Source organism: Bradyrhizobium glycinis (assembly GCF_016031655.1).
Classification (GTDB): domain Bacteria; phylum Pseudomonadota; class Alphaproteobacteria; order Rhizobiales; family Xanthobacteraceae; genus Bradyrhizobium; species Bradyrhizobium glycinis.
This window is the reverse complement of sequence record NZ_JACCHQ010000025.1, coordinates 1-13,467: the sequence shown is the minus strand read 5'-3', so window position 1 is coordinate 13,467 and position 13,467 is coordinate 1. Positions and strand designations below refer to the sequence as shown.

The 13,467-nt window shown below is 62.8% G+C and carries 15 protein-coding genes and 1 tRNA gene; 4 read left to right on the top strand and 12 right to left on the bottom strand.

The features are described from left to right. Positions 1 to 138 precede the first annotated feature (138 nt). The 6 genes from HZZ16_RS28565 to HZZ16_RS28540 all read right to left on the bottom strand — a co-directional run bounded on the left by HZZ16_RS28565 (position 139) and on the right by HZZ16_RS28540 (position 4,888). A complete protein-coding gene (locus HZZ16_RS28565) occupies positions 139 to 582 on the bottom strand; it encodes a DUF2948 family protein (RefSeq protein ID WP_197953157.1) in 444 nt (147 codons plus the stop codon). 143 nt (positions 583 to 725) lie between these two features. Then, positions 726 to 1,550 carry an alpha/beta fold hydrolase gene (locus tag HZZ16_RS28560; protein ID WP_197953156.1) on the bottom strand — a complete coding sequence of 275 codons (825 nt, stop codon included), beginning with the start codon at positions 1,548 to 1,550 and terminating at the stop codon, positions 726 to 728. 165 nt (positions 1,551 to 1,715) lie between these two features. Next, positions 1,716 to 2,225, bottom strand: a complete 510-nt coding sequence (locus HZZ16_RS28555; RefSeq protein WP_197953155.1) for a hypothetical protein — start codon at positions 2,223 to 2,225, stop codon at positions 1,716 to 1,718. A gap of 204 nt (positions 2,226 to 2,429) precedes the next feature. Beyond that, positions 2,430 to 2,738, bottom strand: coding sequence for an EthD family reductase (locus tag HZZ16_RS28550; RefSeq protein WP_197953154.1), 309 nt, complete (start codon positions 2,736 to 2,738; stop codon positions 2,430 to 2,432). A 216-nt stretch (positions 2,739 to 2,954) separates the two neighbouring features. Beyond that, positions 2,955 to 4,661, bottom strand: a complete 1,707-nt coding sequence (locus HZZ16_RS28545) for an FAD-dependent oxidoreductase (protein ID WP_197953278.1) — start codon at positions 4,659 to 4,661, stop codon at positions 2,955 to 2,957. A gap of 38 nt (positions 4,662 to 4,699) precedes the next feature. Further along, positions 4,700 to 4,888 (bottom strand): hypothetical protein, encoded by a 189-nt coding sequence (locus HZZ16_RS28540; protein WP_197953153.1) that lies wholly within the window; start codon positions 4,886 to 4,888, stop codon positions 4,700 to 4,702. 316 nt (positions 4,889 to 5,204) lie between these two features. Between HZZ16_RS28540 and HZZ16_RS28535 the strand changes: the two genes are divergently transcribed. Together HZZ16_RS28535 and HZZ16_RS28530 are read left to right on the top strand one after the other, a co-directional pair. Then, positions 5,205 to 5,279 (top strand) — tRNA-Thr (locus HZZ16_RS28535). A gap of 63 nt (positions 5,280 to 5,342) precedes the next feature. Continuing rightward, positions 5,343 to 5,693 carry a RidA family protein gene (locus HZZ16_RS28530; RefSeq protein ID WP_197953152.1) on the top strand — a complete coding sequence of 117 codons (351 nt, stop codon included), beginning with the start codon at positions 5,343 to 5,345 and terminating at the stop codon, positions 5,691 to 5,693. Between the two features lie 49 nt (positions 5,694 to 5,742). Here the strand turns inward: HZZ16_RS28530 and HZZ16_RS28525 are convergent, their stop codons facing one another. The 3 genes from HZZ16_RS28525 to HZZ16_RS28515 all read right to left on the bottom strand — a co-directional run bounded on the left by HZZ16_RS28525 (position 5,743) and on the right by HZZ16_RS28515 (position 9,157). Beyond that, positions 5,743 to 7,230, bottom strand: a complete 1,488-nt coding sequence (locus HZZ16_RS28525) for a hypothetical protein (protein WP_197953151.1) — start codon at positions 7,228 to 7,230, stop codon at positions 5,743 to 5,745. Positions 7,231 to 7,406: 176 nt separating this feature from the next. Next, a complete protein-coding gene (locus tag HZZ16_RS28520; protein WP_197953150.1) occupies positions 7,407 to 8,531 on the bottom strand; it encodes an acyltransferase family protein in 1,125 nt (374 codons plus the stop codon). Then, positions 8,516 to 9,157 (bottom strand): SGNH/GDSL hydrolase family protein, encoded by a 642-nt coding sequence (locus tag HZZ16_RS28515; RefSeq protein WP_197953149.1) that lies wholly within the window; start codon positions 9,155 to 9,157, stop codon positions 8,516 to 8,518. Before HZZ16_RS28515 ends, HZZ16_RS28520 begins: the two co-directional genes overlap by 16 nt. A 1,042-nt stretch (positions 9,158 to 10,199) precedes the next feature. On the opposite strand from HZZ16_RS28515, the gene HZZ16_RS28510 reads away from it, so the two are divergent. Both HZZ16_RS28510 and HZZ16_RS28505 read left to right on the top strand, forming a co-directional pair. Then, positions 10,200 to 10,667 (top strand): nuclear transport factor 2 family protein, encoded by a 468-nt coding sequence (locus tag HZZ16_RS28510; protein WP_197953148.1) that lies wholly within the window; start codon positions 10,200 to 10,202, stop codon positions 10,665 to 10,667. Between the two features lie 244 nt (positions 10,668 to 10,911). Next, positions 10,912 to 11,115: a hypothetical protein gene (locus tag HZZ16_RS28505; RefSeq protein WP_197953147.1), complete on the top strand. Its 204-nt coding sequence runs from the start codon at positions 10,912 to 10,914 to the stop codon at positions 11,113 to 11,115. A gap of 76 nt (positions 11,116 to 11,191) precedes the next feature. On the opposite strand, the gene HZZ16_RS28500 is transcribed toward HZZ16_RS28505, so the two are convergent. From HZZ16_RS28500 to HZZ16_RS28490, 3 genes are all read right to left on the bottom strand, one after another. Then, a complete protein-coding gene (locus tag HZZ16_RS28500) occupies positions 11,192 to 11,668 on the bottom strand; it encodes a Crp/Fnr family transcriptional regulator (RefSeq protein WP_197953146.1) in 477 nt (158 codons plus the stop codon). Positions 11,669 to 11,876: 208 nt separating this feature from the next. After that, positions 11,877 to 12,515 (bottom strand): ferric reductase-like transmembrane domain-containing protein, encoded by a 639-nt coding sequence (locus HZZ16_RS28495; RefSeq protein WP_197953145.1) that lies wholly within the window; start codon positions 12,513 to 12,515, stop codon positions 11,877 to 11,879. 13 nt (positions 12,516 to 12,528) lie between these two features. Continuing rightward, positions 12,529 to 13,032: a peptidase associated/transthyretin-like domain-containing protein gene (locus tag HZZ16_RS28490; RefSeq protein ID WP_197953144.1), complete on the bottom strand. Its 504-nt coding sequence runs from the start codon at positions 13,030 to 13,032 to the stop codon at positions 12,529 to 12,531. Positions 13,033 to 13,467: the final 435 nt, after the last annotated feature.

Here is a 13,467-nt window from a genome sequence, read left to right as displayed (position 1 = left end):
TTGGCTTCTGCTGGTCTTGAGGGGCGGAGGGTCGCACCAGGTCCCCTGCTCAATGGCGCGGCGGGGAAGCTGCGTCAACCCTCGGCAGGTGCCGTTCCGGACAGGGCCCAAGCCCATTCGGGCTGGTATACGGCGGCTTCACCCCTCCCCCTCGACTGCCGTGCCCAGCGTGTCGGCCCCGAGGTCGGTCAGCTCGCATTCCAGGCACTCGACGTCCAGGCGGATGGCGCCGCCCTGGGCGAACAACAGCAGGGCGCTGCCGCCGGGCTCCTCGGCGCGGCCGTCCTGGGGATGAAATTCAATGCCGACGAGATCCAGGACCTTGTCCGGCGCGGCGAGGTCGATGTTGCGCGACTTGCAGGCGAGCACACGGTCGAAACGCAGCGCGGCGACCAGCCGGCGCGGCGAGGTCTCGCCCTCCAATGTCTGCTCCCAGTCCAGCCGGCTCATTCCGACCACAAGCCGCTTCTCGCTCTGCCGCCAGATGATGTCGGAAGCCTGGACACGGGCGTCCTGGACATGGGTCGAGATCACGGCGAGATCGTCGGCGTCGAGCGCGATCAGTTTGAGCTGGGGCGACATCGCCGGCGCCTCTCCTTGAATGGACGGGGCTCAACGCGCGCGAGCCCCGAAATTTCCACACAAGTTAAGCCCTCGCCCGGCTCGCCGCTACGCGGCGAGCCACGCTTTTCCCACAATAAGGGGAGGGTTAGAGTCGTGAAGCCTCACTCCCGGAAAAACGCCAGGAGATCCGCGTTGATCGTCTCGGCATGCGTGGTCGGCATGCCGTGGGGGAATCCCTTGTAGGTCTTCAGGATGCCTTTCTTCAGCAGCTTGGCCGAGAGCGGCGCCGAGTCCGCGTACGGCACGATCTGGTCGTCGTCGCCGTGCATCACCAGAACCGGGACGTTGATCTTCTTCAGATCCTCGGTGAAATCGGTCTGCGAGAACGCGACGATGCCGTCGTAATGCGCTTTCGCGCCACCCATCATGCCCTGGCGCCACCAGTTCTCGATCACGGCTTCCAGCGGTTTTGCGCCGGGGCGGTTGTAGCCATAGAACGGGCCGGCGGCGATGTCGCGGTAGAAGGCCGAGCGGCCGGCGGCGAGCTGGGCCTGGAAATCATCGAACACGCTTCTGGGCAGGCCGCCGGGATTGGCCGCGGTCTGCACCATCAGCGGCGGCACCGCCGAGAGGATCGCGGCCTTCGCGACGCGGCTCTCGCCGTGACGGGCGATGTAGTGCACGACCTCGCCGCCGCCGGTGGAATGTCCGACATGGAGGGCGTTCTTGAGATCGAGATGCGCGGTGAGCGTGGCGAGATCGTCGGCATAATGATCCATGTCGTGGCCGTCGGCGACCTGCGCCGAGCGGCCGTGGCCGCGGCGGTCATGGGCGATGACGCGATAGCCGCGCGTGACGAAATACATCATCTGCGCGTCCCAATCGTCCGACGACAGCGGCCAGCCGTGGCTGAACACGATCGGCTGGCCCGAGCCCCAATCTTTGTAGAAGATCTCGACGCCGTCTTTGGTGGTGATGGTGGGCATGGTGGGGTCTCCTTTCAGTGGAAAGTCATTCCCGGGCGCGTGTCAGCGCGAACTATGGTGCGCGGTTGCGCACCTGAGAATCCAGAGATTGTTGCGCGAGATTCCGGGTCCGATGCGTTGCATCGTCCCGGAATGACAGTGAATGCGTCGCGTGTTCGCGACCGATCAGGCAAACGCCAGCGGCTTGTAGCGGCGCCAGGCGCCGATGGTCAGCACGACGAAAAACACCAGCACGATGCCCTGGACCACGGCGAACACCGGTCCCGATGGCGGCGCCGGCGGCACGGCGGGCGCAAGCGCGGCAAGTGCGGGCACCTTGAGGAACGACTGGATCACCAGCACGAAGACGTTGAAATAGAGCGAGACCATCGCGGTGACGATGTAGACCGGGCGCCAGACGCCGGCGAGCTTCATGCCGTAGAGCGCGAAACAGGCGATGGCGAGCAGCACCAGCGAGATGATGCCGATGATGTGCGAGGGCAGCAGCTCCTTGAACGGAAACAGGAAGCCGGTGGCGCTGGTGAGGATGGTGAACAGCAGGAAGATCGCAGTCAGGCCCGGCATCGACTTCGATCCGAGCAGGCCGAACATCACGACGAGCCCGGCGACGATGGCAATCAGGCTGATGATGACATGGATCAGCGTGAGGGCGGGCAGGCTCAGGCCAAGCATCATGACATCTCTCCTACACTCCGCGTTGAGGTGACGAGAATAGTATTACGCTCCTCATCGGATTACCACCTGCGTTGTCGTCACATGCATGAGCGCAGCCATGCGTTGTCGTGCGAAATCGATCAAGCGCATGGCTGAACTTTTGCAGCAATGTCACAAACGACGGCAATTGGTGTCTGCAGGATTCAACGAAAGTTGAATCGATCCTCACACGTTCTTGGTGTCGAAGATCAGGATGTCGGCGCCGCCGCTGGCGAATTTCGGCACGTCGGCGCCGGTCGCCTTGCCTTCCGGGCTGGCGAAGGCGGCCTGAACGTCGGCCACGCTGTCGAAGGTGAGGATGGCGACGAGATGGACTCCGGAAGGACCTGCGGGAGATGCGACCGGCCCTTTGCTGACGGCGTAGTTCTTCAAGCCGGGAAGCTCCTTGGCGAGCGGGATGTGCGTCTCGGCATAGTACTTGTCGAAGGCGGCAGCATCCTTGGGCGTCTTGTAGAGCACGACGACTTCAGCCATTTGGTCCTCCCGTTGAATCCTTGTTTTATGTTCATCCTCATGGTGAGGAGCGTGCGAAGCACGCGTCTCGAACCATAGAGGCCCGGCTATTACACCGGGGCCTTCATCCTTCGAGACGCGCGCTTTCGCGCGCTCCTCAGGATGAGGAGATAGTCCGCAGGATGTGGCGCAATGGCAAGTCCCTTGCGGCTTGCCATTGCCTTGTCTTGTCCTTGCCTAAAGCGCCGGTTTTGCGGCGTCGCCGAGATAGCCGTGCAGGGAGGCCACGACCTGCGCGCCCTCGCCGATGGCGCCGCCGACGCGCTTGACCGAGCCGGAGCGGACGTCGCCGACGGCGTAGACGCCGGGCACGGAGGTCTCCAGCGGCGCGACCAGCTTGCCCTGGTTCTGCTCCGACTGCGCGCCCGTGACGACGAAGCCGCCGCGATCGAGCGTCACGCCGCAACCGTCGAGCCAGGAGGTGGCGGGATCGGCGCCGACGAACAGGAAGAGATTGCGGATGTCGGCGGAATCCTCGTCATCCGACAGCCGGCTCTTCCAGCGGATGCGCCGCAGCAGCGAGGCCTCGTCGCCCTCGAGTGCGGTGATCTCGGTGTTGAACATCAATTCGATGTTCGGTGTCGCTTCGATGCGCTCGATGAGATAGCGCGACATGCTGGCGCCTAAGCCTCCGCCGCGGATGATCATCAGCACTTTTTTCGCGTGCCCCGACAGGAACACGGCCGCCTGGCCTGCCGAATTGCCGGCGCCGACCAGCGCCACCTCCTCGCCGGCGCAGAGCCGCGCCTCCACGGGCGAGGCCCAATACCAGACGCCGCGTCCCTCGAATTTGTCGAGGTTGGCGATATCGGGACGGCGATAGCGCGCGCCGCTCGCGACCACCACCGAACGGGAGCGCAAGATGTCGCCGCAATCCAGCGCCAGCGCGAAGGTGCCGTTGGCGCGCGAGCAATCCAGCGAGCTCACCGACATCGGAATCATGATGTCGGCGCCGAACTTCTGCGCCTGGGTGAAGGCGCGGCCCGCCAGCGCCTGGCCGGAGATGCCGGTCGGAAAGCCCAGATAGTTCTCGATGCGCGCGCTGGCGCCGGCCTGGCCGCCGAAGGCGCGGGTGTCGACGACCGCGACCGAGAGACCTTCGGACGCCGCATAGACCGCGGTCGCGAGCCCCGCCGGCCCGCAGCCGACGATGGCAACATCGTAGATGCGGTCGTCCTTGGCCCCGCCGATCATGCCGATGGCGCGGCCGAGCTCGGTCTCGCTGGGATTGCGCAGCACCGTGCCGCCGGCCGTGACGACGAGCGGCCAATCCTCCGGCTTCGGCGAATAGCGCGCGATCAGTTCGGCGGCGTCATGCTCGCTGCTGGGATCCAGCAGATGATGCGGCTGGCCATTGCGGGTGAGAAAGCCCTGCAGGCGCACCACGCCGGCGGAGTTCGACGGCCCGATCAGCACGGGGCCGCCGATGCCGCCCTGGATCAGATTGACCCGGCGCAGGATCAGCGCGCGCATGATGCGCTCGCCAAGCTCGGCTTCGGCCACCAGCAGCGCGCGCAGCCGGTCCGGCGGGACGAGCAGCACCTCGACATCGCCTTCGGCGCGGCCGTCGACCAGCGCCGGCCTGCCCGAGAGCTGGCCGAGCTCGGCCAGAAATTGCCCCGGCCCCTGATCGATCACCGGAGTGACGTGACCGAGACCGTCGCGCTGGGTGATGGCGACGTGGCCCGCCAGCACCACGAACATGCCGGGCCCGGGCTTGCCGGTCTCGAACAGCAACTCGCCGTCCGCATAGGTGCGGATTTCGCCGAAGTGCCTGATCCGTTCGATCTCGGCGGGCATCAGCGCCGGAAAAGTCTGCTCGGGGCGGGTGAACCGCAACAGCTGCGCATCACGGTCGATTCGTTGTGTTTCGTCCTGCCCCATGGCCACTGCATGCACTCCAAATTTCCAGCCGCCGGCGTTCAACGCGAGGTCTTGCCGGCGGCCCCCTCATTTAGGGAACCATCGTCGTTCTGCGAGGGGTCGGTGATTGCGGCGCGTTCGCGCGCCTGCACCTTCCGCCGCTTCAGGTTTTCGCGCAGCGCCGATTTCAGCCGGTCGTCCCGGGACGCCCTCGCCTGGCTCGCGCTCTTGTCAGTCTCCTCAGCCATCGCGGCTCCATCACAGCAACCGGCAGCAGGATGCCATCGAAGTGTGGCAGCTCAAGAGGCGACGCGATAGGACCCTTGCGAAACGCGACATGGATCGAATCCGAACCCCAGGCCAACTGACCAGTTGGGCAGGGATATCAGACCCCGAATCGGCGTGAAGTCGGTCAGTTCGGGCGAAAACGGGCATTTTGGCGCCGATATCGGCCCGATTTTCTCGTTTTGGCGGGGCTGGCAAGCTTGCACAGGAGGGGGGCTTGTGGCAGATATCGGCCCGCTTGGTAGGCCCCTCGGGCGGCCGATTCTTGTCCCAGCACATGCTGCCGTAGCTCAGTGGTAGAGCACTCCATTGGTAATGGAGAGGTCGACAGTTCAATCCTGTCTGGCAGCACCAGCTTTCCTCACCGACGCGAGCCCTCCGCCCGGCAGCGAGCCCGCAACACCCACGGATGCGATCGTGATCACCCGTTCCCTGCCCTATGAAGGACTGCTCCACGAGATCGTCGAGCATAATGGCGTGCTCTATCTCGGCGGCATCGTCCCTGAAGATGCCGGGCTCGACATGGCCGGCCAGGCCGACGATGTGCTGCGCCAGATGAAGACCCTGCTTGAGGGGGCCGGCTCCGATCTGTCCTGCGTTCTGCAGGTGACGATCTTCGTGGCTGACCTCGCCGACAAGGCCGCGTTCAACCAGGTGTGGAAGCGCTATTTCACCGCGGAGCATCTGCCGGCGCGTGCCGCAATTGGCGTTGCGGATCTCGGCGCGGGCGTCAAGCTGGAGCTGACGGCGATCGCCGCCCGCCGCTGAATTTGCACACGCAAATGCGCAGGCGGGACGTCGCAAGAATCATCATCGGTCACGGCTTGGCATAAAGCGTCTCGTGCATACCAACATATTGTTCCTTCCAGCCGCGCTTGTCGACGAGGAAGCGTCTCAGCACGTCGTGCCCGGTGGGCCAGAGCACAGCATCGATCTGATATTTCTCGATAATCTCGACCCACGCGGACTCGTCGATGTTCCATTTGGCCAGTCTGAAATAGTCGCGCAGCAGCGAATCCGGATAGGCGGTTGCCGCCCGACCATCAATGAACACGGGCACCGCGCCATGCGTACGGGCGATCAGAGGACCGCCAACGTTCCAATGATTCAGAACACGCGCATGTGAAAGGTTGGCCTCGAGATAAGCGGCGTCCTGCTCCGAAATCAAATCGTCCGAGAACGTAAGAGCCGGCGCCTTCAACATGAACACCAATGGCAGCGCGCAAATGATGATGACACCCGAGGTGAGAAGACGACCCTCCGCGGCCAGCACTTTCAGCTGCCTTGGCAGGATCAGATCAAAGTGAAGTGCGAGCGGAATGGTCGAGAACAGGTAGAAGAAGGACATGTACCTGTACTCGTAGAATCCGAGCCCCAGGAACAGCCAAGCGAACAGCCTTGCCTCCAGGGGAACGGCAACCGAGCGTCCGTTGCGCAACTCGAGCGCAACGAAGATCAAGATATACGCCAGGCCGGCGATGCTTCCAGGCACTCGGAAGTTCTCGAAGTATGGCCTCCACTCGGTGATGCAGGCCTGCACGAAGTGACCAAGTGTCTCGATGACGCCGACGTAAATGTGCCAGCCGAGCGGATTGATGAGGGTGGCGGCGAGGCAGGCAACACCGGTGAAGCCAAGGTATTTGAAGCTCGCCCAGTCGCGGCGAAGCAGCGCCATGCCAGCAAAGAGTCCGATGATCAGCAGACCCATTACGAAGCCACCGTGCAGGTTCGCCCAGGGGATCATGAGGAGCGGCAGCAGATATCGCATCTTCCTCAGGCATAACGCGTAAAAAACGACGGACAGCAGCATTGTCGACGTATTCGGCGATGCGGCGAGGTAGATATTGGGCGGTGTGGCAAACTCCGGATAGAACACGGAAGCGGCCGATACGGCTGTGCAAACCGCCAGCGCCGAGGCGCCGTTGCCCAAGGTGATCCAGGTCAGATAGCCGACGATGATCGCGCCACAGGCAACGACAAGGATCGCGATGCCGGCAAAGCCGGTGTACTCATAGACCAAGCTGGCGATGACATCCCAAAGCCAGGACAGATTGATCCATTGCTTGTCGCCAAGTGTGAACGCCCAGGGATCCTGGAATGGGATGCTGCCTCGATCCCTGATGAGATCCCCGGCGGCCAAGTGCCAGCCGAGATCATAATGCCCGAGCAAGAGCTGTGCGTTTGCCGCGTAGTAAAGGCAGGCCAACGAAATCAGAAAAATATAGATGGCGTATCCGCCGAGATTGGCCGTGTTCGGCCTCTCGCGTTCGGATCGAAGACCGTTCCAAAGCTCAAGCGCGGACATCTCGGCCCCCTGACCTCCGATGCGAGCCTTGCAAGCTACTGCGTTCCCGGCTTGCGCCGCGCCAGCGGACCATCGCCTTATGGTTGAGTGCATCTAAGGTCGGGTAAACATCAAACCGAGTCCAGCCGGAGCCGAATTTGTTGGTTAAGAAATGACTGCGAAACACCGCAGCGTGGTCAGGCCATGGCCGGCCGGCGAATCCCGCCGCGGACCGGCAGCAACGCGGCCCGGATCAGCCCCTGCGCCGGCGCTTCGAAATAACGGTAGGTGAAATGCGACGCCAAAAGCGTGATGCCGATGAATAGTCCGAAGAAGGCGTCGTCATAGAGTGGAATCGAGGCTTGCATGACATGAAAGCCCAGCACCATCGCCAATTGGATCGGGAAATGCAGCAGATAACTTGAATAGGTCACGTTGCCCGCCGCCTCGAGAATCCGCTGAAGCCGGGCCGGCAAAACCAACTCGCGCGAGAGAGAGTAAAGCAGCATCGGCGTGCAGATCAGAAGCAGCAGCAAGCCGATCGATTCCAGTCGGCCGCCCATCAGCCAGTATCCGCATGTCAACGACACGACAATCAGCCAGCCCGCGATTTCGGCCGCCAACGCACGAGCGGGCGAGGACTGCAGGGACTGGCGCGCCATCGCCGCGAGGCCGCCGGCGTAGAAGAAACCAAAGCAGTCCGCAATCTCTCCAGGAACCGTCAAGCTGAAGGCGATCAGCGCCACATTGAGCAGCCAGGAACGGGTCGCCAGCAACATGACGAAGAAGAAGAAATAAACCAGCACTTCGACGGATACCGACCAGATCGGACCATTGAAGCTCAGCGCATCCTGAGAGGTCGCGTTGCCGGCCATCAACAGCTGCAGCACGAAATGCGCAAGATCGTTGTTCTGATAGACGAACCACGATCCATTGACGTTGAAATATAGGGGCTGCAACAGCGCCACGGCTAGTAGCGTCGCAAGGTGCAAGGGGTAGAGCCGGGAGAAACGCAGGACAAAGAATCTCCAGCCGTCGAGCGCCCGATCGGCGATCGCGTCGCGATATTTCCAAAAGAAGATGAAACCGCTGATGCACCAGAACATCCGGACGGCATAGGGACCGCTGGAGTAGAATGGCGCTAGCAACCAATAGATCGGTAGTTGATCCCAGAGAAGCCCGACTTCCCTGTCGCCGACGAAGGCGAATTGGCGATAGTGAAACACCAGAATCGCGAAAGCCGTCAGGAAGCGCAGCAACTCCAAACCGAGCAGCTTGTTGGCTCGGACGGGAGCAACTCTTGATGTCAGCTCGCCCTGCATGCGACGGACGCTCCCTGCAGGATGGCTTGATTCCACAGCTGGTATCCGGCGGCGTTCAGATGCACCCCATCGATCGTGTGCGGCGCCGGCATTGCCGGCAGGGCGGCAAAGGTCGCGCCGCCACGAAGCGCGAGCTCGGGCAAGGCGGAATTGTAGCTCTCGATCAGGCGCATTGCTCTCGTCTGTGCCTCGGCGGTCAGACGAGGTGAGACCTCGAGCGGTGGAACCGCGAGCACCACGATGCGGGCTTTCGTCTCCGAAAGCTGCACCAGGAGTGCGCTGTAGTTCGCCTTGAACTCCGGCAGATCACGCGCCGCTCCCAGCGCATCGTTGAGTCCCAAGGCCATCACGATCGCGGCCGCCGGTCTGCCGTCGAGCACGTCCATCAACCAATTGCCCAAGTCGCTCGTCGTGGAGGCACCGTCGAGGCCGGCGTTGACGACGGCATGGCCGCACAGTTCGCGCGGCAGCGCAGAGGCTTCGACGATGCTGTCGCCGAGAACGATGATGGGGTTGTCGACCCGGGACAGCGTATAGTGAAGGATGACTTGCCGGCTCCGGCGGTGCGATTCGAAAAACGCCTGCTTCTTGGCAATGGAACCCCCGGCCGCAACCGCGCCGATCAAGACGATCGCAAAGCCGACGAGTATCCTGGTCATGTACGCGCTCAAAAGGTACCCATGGGTTGAACTTCGATGCGCCGAGTTGACGAAATCATCGCTTGCTCATCGATGCCGACTGCCCCACGCAGGACTGCCACACGAAATCACAGCGCCGGGCCAAGGAAATAGGATCAAATTGATACAATATTGAATGACTGCCTGAGCTCGATCCTGTCTGGCAGCGCCATTCGCGTCGCGCTCGCCCGCGCACAGACCGGCGTTCTCGCGACCCGAAACGCCCGAGTTTTGCTCGTTTCCGTGTCCCTCTTCTATGAAGAGGGCGCAGGGAAGGCCGGGTGCCGGCTGGCACCCACGGTCCGCTGTGCGAAAGCACACGCAGAAAACTGCACAGCGGCATACAGGTGAAGCCCAACACACGGCCTTCCCTGCGCGATGGTTTGACGGCTTATGCCTGCTCTCCCCGGAGCCGAGTTCCTTCTGGCCTCCGTCGCCTCGCGAATTGACGATGCCGCCAGGCCCGGTTGAGCCCAAAAGCATCTCCGCAAGGCTTGACCGTAGCAACGACGGTCAGGACCACACGGTTTTGCCGTACGCAGCTTCCGGCTCCGCCAAGAGGCTTCGCCGGATGTTGGCGCCGTCCGTTCCGCACACTGGCCGGGACCTCACGAGGTTCATCTCGCCCTGGTCCACCCCGCGTGCCCGACGCAGCCGCGTCCACCGCACCCTGGCCCTCGTTCGTGACGACGTACGATCGCCCCTCTCCTTGGGCCGGGATGCGCGATGGATACTGCAATTCCGAATTTCGGTAAAGTGGAATATTTTCGCGGAAAGGGGGGTTGACGGGGCTTGCGCCGAAGAAGTGGTGTTTTGCCCGACGGGCCAGAAGCGTTACGGTCGATCTCGGGTTTTGACCCGAGGCGGAAATCCTACCGCCGGACATGCCGGCTGAAATCACGTGGTCTTTGGACCCTCATTGGAGTAATTTTCTGTTGCAACGGATAACCGCGAGCGGATCATTTCGCCGCGACATCAAGGGAGGACGATCATGACCTTCCGCGCACGAAGTCATCTTGCTTTCTTCGCTTCATTCCTGCTTTTGACGACGGCTGACCCGGTTCGCGCGGGCAGCGAGGACGAAGTGAAGGCTCTCTTCACAAGATTTGTTGCCGCACAAAACGCTCATGACCTCAAGGAGGTTGGTGAGCTCTTGCAAGACTCAGCTCAGTTCTTGTGGATCACGCGTGGCGCCCCTGTCTGGGGTCACGCCGCAGCAATCAAGCGCTTCGAGACCCTGTATCAAGGCACATGGTCCCTTGACCCGAAAATGGACGAACTGAAGGTCATCGAATTGCAGACGGGCGTGGCGCAACTCTATGTGCCAGTGACCTTCATGATTTCACCGCCTGGACAGACTGCGCAGCCTACACGGTTCCTGATGAATCAAGTGCTGGTGAAAACAGGCGACGGTTGGAAGATCACGAGCATTCTTCCAATTCCTGCGCCTCAGCCATAGACTAAATTTGTCTGTCGAATGCAGTCGGTTCGCAGCTCATCAAGCGAGCCACAAGAGCTGGTGGATCTACGTTCGGTGGGGCGCGCCCGCGAGGCGCCAGACGTTTGACCTGCGTCGCTCAAGCCCGCGGCCGCTGCAAACGATGTGCTGGCGCGCTTTTTTGAAAAGGTGCGGTCACACGGCACGTTGACCCCTCATTTCATGGTGATAGTCTTTTCGCTCGCGACCTGTCCGGGAGGACACAATGGGATGGTTCGACCGCCTGTTTGGAAGGATGTCGGAGCCGACGACCCCTCTCTTTGCGAGATTTCGGCGGAAATCGAAGGCACCGACCGACCCCGATCTTCTGAAAATCGCCAAGGACCGGAAGGGGCATGTTTCCAGAAGAGCCGTCAGGGACGAGTATAATCGGCTGGTCCTGGAGAAGTACGCTCACGACAAGTCGTGATCGCCAGGATCCGTCGAGGCCGATCTCCGGTAGCGAAACATGATGGTTTCGCGACGGCTCTGTCTCCTGCGGACCGTCAATTGTCGCCATTCCTCTGCAGTGCCGCGAAGCGATCATCGGCCCGGCGCAGCCGCCGGCACAGCTCGCGATTGATGTTCTGCAGGACGATCACATAGGCGTGGATGTCGGCCTTGTAGCAGGCATAGAGCTTTTGGGCCGTCAGCTCGTATAGCACCGTCGGTGCCTCGGCGACGACGGTGGCGGAGCGGTTCTGCATTTCGATCAGCGTCATCTCGCCGAAAAAATCGCCAGCTTCCAGACGCGATATCGGGATGACGTTGCCCGCATGCGTCCGTTTGCTCACCGCCAGCCGGCCGGACTTGACGATGAACATCGAGCGCCCCGGCTCGCCCTCGGCCACGACGGTCGCATCGCCCTCGAAGCGGCGCTCGACCAGCATCGAGATCAAGAGGTCGAGGCTTGCCTCCGAAAGACCGCCGAAGAACGGCGTCGCGAGCAGGAACGCTTTCAGATCGGGGGGCGTGACAGTCATTGCGCGAGGCTACGCCGGGGCAATGATCGCGGCAAGCAAGGCGGCGCAGCCAGGTTCCGTCATGGCGAGCCAACGGGTCCGCGCGAAGCGCGGCCCGATAACAGGCTCCGCGAAGCATCCACGGAAGCATCCACGAATGTGTCCGCGGAGCCAGTTTCGATTGCTTCGTCGCAAGGGCTCCTCGCAATGGCGCGGTGAGGTCCATCGCTCATTGCGGCGCGACATTCTCCCCGCGCAGCGTCCGCCGCTTTCGCCACACCTGCAGGTCAATCATGACTTTCACCGTTGCGGCGAGCACGAGCGCACAAAGCGCCGCCTTCGAGATCGTCTCCATCGTTCCCTCGATCAGCAGGCAATGGACCACGCTGCCCACCACGATGACGATGGCGAGGGGAATATGGATGATGCGCCAGGTTCGCGGCCGCAATCCCAATCGCCCTCGCAAGAGAGCCAGGAGCGCAACCGCGAAGATGGCCCACATCGCGATCACGCCGAAGGGAGAGAACGGCGTCGGCGATGAAAAGGTCAGCGCGTCGACCATGTCGGGCGGGCTGGTGATCCAGAGGCCGGCGACGTGGATCAGGATCGCCAGAGCAAGCGCGCCGCCGATCCAGTGATGGGCGCGCCTGTTACGATAGGCCGACAATCCCGGCAGATAGCCGCCGATCAGCAAGGGCTGCACGAGCACGAGTCCGAGGGCGATGATCCCGGCGAAGCCGGCGAGGATGTAGACCGGATCGCGCCAGGCGAGCTGCTCGCTGGCCGCGGCAGCGGCGACCGGCACGCCAATCGCCAAGGCAAGGGCGACCCAGATCAGGGGCGCCCGGGCCGATCTCCATCGCGTCATCTGCAAGTCGGGTTCAAGCCGGCTGCAGCACGAAGTGCGCCTCGAGGCTGGTCTCCTTCGCGCTCCGCATCACCGGCCGCAGGAAGACGGTCTTGAACTCGCCGCTGTCATAGGCGAGGTGGCCGTGCGGCTGGCCGAAGATCGGAATGATCTGCGGCATCTCCAGACGGAACTTGCCGTCCTTGTCGGTGAGCGTTGCGCCGTGGCTCTGCGGCTCGTGCTCCCGCCCTTCGACCGTGTGCGCCCAGATCTGGATGCGCTGCCCGGCCAGCGGAGCCCCGTCGCCGGCGCGGCGCACGGTGCCGCTCATCCAGAAACCGCCCTTGCCGATCCGCTCCACGATCGCCGCGCCCTTGCGGTAATTGTTCGCGCCGCCCAACATTGACTCGGTCGGCGCGAGGCCGCTCGCACGGGCCGGCAGCAGGAGGCCGGAAGCGCCGGTTGCCAGAAGCCCGGTTGCGAGGACGGAGCCGCCGGCCGCGAGGAGGTTGCGGCGGGTGAGTACGACCTTGGTCATGTCAGTTCCTCCTGCCAGCGGTGCAGCTGCTGCCGGCAAGCTACAACACCACGTGCAAAACGCCCAGTTGGCGCGAGGGGCGTCAGTGGCCACAATAACAGTGTTGTGAACGGAGGCGCGGACCGCTCAGACAGCTTCGTAGCAACCATTAAACGGTAGCTGCCTTTTGGGGTCGTCTGCGTCTTCCCATGATGACGCCGTGCTCGCGTCGGTCAAGGCGTGGCCTGGCGGAAGATCAGGTGAGGTTAGGGCGAGCGACGGCCATCCTTGACCGCCGCTGCGCGCGACGTCGTGAGCAGCCGCAGGTCGGGACGAAGAAACGCGTGCCGGTCGAACTAAGTAACAGGGAATGATCGCATCGGTGGTTCGCCGCACCACGGCGTGCCGCGAGCCACCACGGCGTTGACGAAGATGAGCATCTTCCTGGCACAGGCA

Coding starts and splice junctions, on each gene's coding strand:
- HZZ16_RS28565 (WP_197953157.1), bottom strand. CDS start 582: ATGTCGCCCCAGCTCAAACTGATCGCGCTCGACGCCGACGATCTCGCC.
- HZZ16_RS28560 (WP_197953156.1), bottom strand. CDS start 1,550: ATGCCCACCATCACCACCAAAGACGGCGTCGAGATCTTCTACAAAGAT.
- HZZ16_RS28555 (WP_197953155.1), bottom strand. CDS start 2,225: ATGATGCTTGGCCTGAGCCTGCCCGCCCTCACGCTGATCCATGTCATC.
- HZZ16_RS28550 (WP_197953154.1), bottom strand. CDS start 2,738: ATGGCTGAAGTCGTCGTGCTCTACAAGACGCCCAAGGATGCTGCCGCC.
- HZZ16_RS28545 (WP_197953278.1), bottom strand. CDS start 4,661: ATGGGGCAGGACGAAACACAACGAATCGACCGTGATGCGCAGCTGTTG.
- HZZ16_RS28540 (WP_197953153.1), bottom strand. CDS start 4,888: ATGGCTGAGGAGACTGACAAGAGCGCGAGCCAGGCGAGGGCGTCCCGG.
- HZZ16_RS28525 (WP_197953151.1), bottom strand. CDS start 7,230: ATGTCCGCGCTTGAGCTTTGGAACGGTCTTCGATCCGAACGCGAGAGG.
- HZZ16_RS28520 (WP_197953150.1), bottom strand. CDS start 8,531: ATGCAGGGCGAGCTGACATCAAGAGTTGCTCCCGTCCGAGCCAACAAG.
- HZZ16_RS28510 (WP_197953148.1), top strand. CDS start 10,200: ATGACCTTCCGCGCACGAAGTCATCTTGCTTTCTTCGCTTCATTCCTG.
- HZZ16_RS28505 (WP_197953147.1), top strand. CDS start 10,912: ATGGGATGGTTCGACCGCCTGTTTGGAAGGATGTCGGAGCCGACGACC.
- HZZ16_RS28500 (WP_197953146.1), bottom strand. CDS start 11,668: ATGACTGTCACGCCCCCCGATCTGAAAGCGTTCCTGCTCGCGACGCCG.
- HZZ16_RS28495 (WP_197953145.1), bottom strand. CDS start 12,515: ATGACGCGATGGAGATCGGCCCGGGCGCCCCTGATCTGGGTCGCCCTT.
- HZZ16_RS28490 (WP_197953144.1), bottom strand. CDS start 13,032: ATGACCAAGGTCGTACTCACCCGCCGCAACCTCCTCGCGGCCGGCGGC.